This window comes from Streptomyces sp. NPDC054841, from assembly GCF_053611045.1.
Genome location: NZ_JBSGZO010000850.1, coordinates 1 through 1,820 on the forward strand (window position 1 = coordinate 1; position 1,820 = coordinate 1,820).

Annotated in this window: 3 protein-coding genes; 1 reads left to right on the forward strand and 2 read right to left on the reverse strand. The window is 68.5% G+C overall.

Annotated features, from left to right (window positions below):
• Window positions 1-36: 36 nt before the first annotated feature.
• Entirely contained in the window at window positions 37-411 is a 375-nt protein-coding gene (locus ACWGI8_RS43870) for a VOC family protein (protein ID WP_453669161.1), read from the reverse strand.
• Window positions 412-423: 12 nt separating this feature from the next.
• Window positions 424-1,245 (reverse strand): trans-aconitate 2-methyltransferase, encoded by an 822-nt coding sequence (locus ACWGI8_RS43875; protein ID WP_453669163.1) that lies wholly within the window; start codon window positions 1,243-1,245, stop codon window positions 424-426.
• 131 nt (window positions 1,246-1,376) lie between these two features.
• On the opposite strand from ACWGI8_RS43875, the gene ACWGI8_RS43880 reads away from it, so the two are divergent.
• The coding region (locus ACWGI8_RS43880; RefSeq protein WP_453669165.1) for a MarR family winged helix-turn-helix transcriptional regulator at window positions 1,377-1,820 on the forward strand (444 nt) is incomplete at its 3' end.

The window sequence follows — 1,820 nt, forward strand, 5'->3', positions numbered from 1 at the left end:
GGGACGGACCGGTCGCCGACCGGTCGGTTAAGCCGGTCATGGCGCCGGCTCGGGGTCGGGCTCCAGGAACTCCAGCCGGTTGCCGACCGGGTCCTCGGAGAAGAAGCGCCGGTGACCCGGGAGGTCGTGGTCCCAGACGACCTTGGCGCCGTGCGATGCGAGGCGGTTGGCATACGCCTCGATACCGCTGACGCGCAGGCCGGGGTGGGCCTTCTTCGCGGGGTGGAAGTCACTCTGGATGCCGACGTGGAGCTGTACGGCCCCGGCCGTGAACCAGCAGCCTCCGTTGGCGGCGAGGGCCGGGGGCTTGGGGATCTCGGTCATACCGAGGGCATCGGCGTAGTAGGCGCGCAGGGCGTCCTCGGAGCCCGGTGGCGCGGCGAGCTGGACATGGTCGAGTGCGGTCAGCACCTGTTTCCCCCTCTACAGCGGTTTGCGGGCAACGGCGAAGATGCGGCGGAACGGGAACACCGTGCCGTGCGGCCCGGGCGGATAGGCCTTGCGGAGCAGATCGCGGTACTGGCTGAGGAATTCCTCGGTGGCCTCGCCGTCCCCTTCGAGGGCGGTGAGGACCGGGCGGAGCGCGGTGCCCTTCACCCAGTCGAGGACGGGGTCCTCGCCGGTGAGCAGTTGGAGATACGTCGTTTCCCAGGTGTCCGTCACACAGCCGAGGTCGGCGAGGCGCAGCAGGTAGTCGGCCGGTTCCAGGACATGGACGAAACGGCGGCCCTGGTCGCTCAGACGGTCGCGCCACTGCGGGGTGTCGCACAGTTCGCCGAGCAGCGCGTGGCTGGGTGAGGCGAAGTTGCCGGGGACCTGGAAGGCGAAGGTGCCGCCGGGTGCCAGGCCGTCGATCCAGGTGGAGAAGGATTCGGGGTGGTTGGGCACCCACTGAAGTGCCGCGTTGGAGAGGATGAGGTCGTACGGCTCGTCAGGTGTCCAGTGCGCGGCGTCGGCAGGACGGAAATCGAGCCAGCCGCCGCCCGAGGTGGTGCCCGCGTACTCCTTGTCGGCGCGGGCGAGCATTTCGGGTGAGAGGTCGAATCCGGTGATACGGGCGTCCGGCCAGCGGTCCGCCAGCAGGATGGTGACGTTGCCGGGCCCGCAGCCGATGTCGGCGATCCGGGCCGGCCGTCCCCCTTGAGGTAGATCCGGTATTCGGGCGAGCAGATCCAGGAACGGACGGGTGCGATGGCCTGAGTGCCGGAGGTACTGCTGCGGATCCCAGGTTGGAACGGAATGCATGTTCGAGCCCCCTTGCTGGAACGTTTTCCGGAACCGGAACAGGGTTCCGGCCCGACCATGCCCAATAGTCCAGCCAAATATATCTTGACGTCAAGAGACTTCATGTCGACAGACCATTTACACTGATCGTCATGGAGGACGAGGTCGATCGACTGGTTGCTGCATGGCGCCGCGAGCGCCCCGACCTCGACGTGGAACCACTCGAGGTGCTGAGCCGCGTCTCGAGGCTGGCGCGGCATCTCGACCGCGCGCGTCGGCTCGCGTTCTCCGAGCACAATCTGGAGCCCTGGGAATTCGACGTACTGACGTCGCTGCGGCGCGCGGGCGCGCCCTACCAGCTGTCCCCCGGCCAGCTGCTCACCCAGACCCTGGTCACCTCGGGCACGATGACCAACCGCATCGACAGGCTCGCGAAGAAGGGTCTGGTCGAGCGGCTGCCCGATCCGAGCGACCGGCGCGGGGTGTTGGTGCGGCTCACTTCCGAAGGCCGCGACCGCGCCGATCAGGCGCTCGCGGGGCTGCTCGCCCAGGAGCGCGCCATCCTCTCGGAGCTCTCCCGGGCCCAGCGTGGCGAA

Excerpts from the sequence above, each read along its gene's own strand:
- ACWGI8_RS43875 (WP_453669163.1), bottom strand. The coding sequence starts at position 1,245 with ATGCATTCCGTTCCAACCTGGGATCCGCAGCAGTACCTCCGGCACTCA.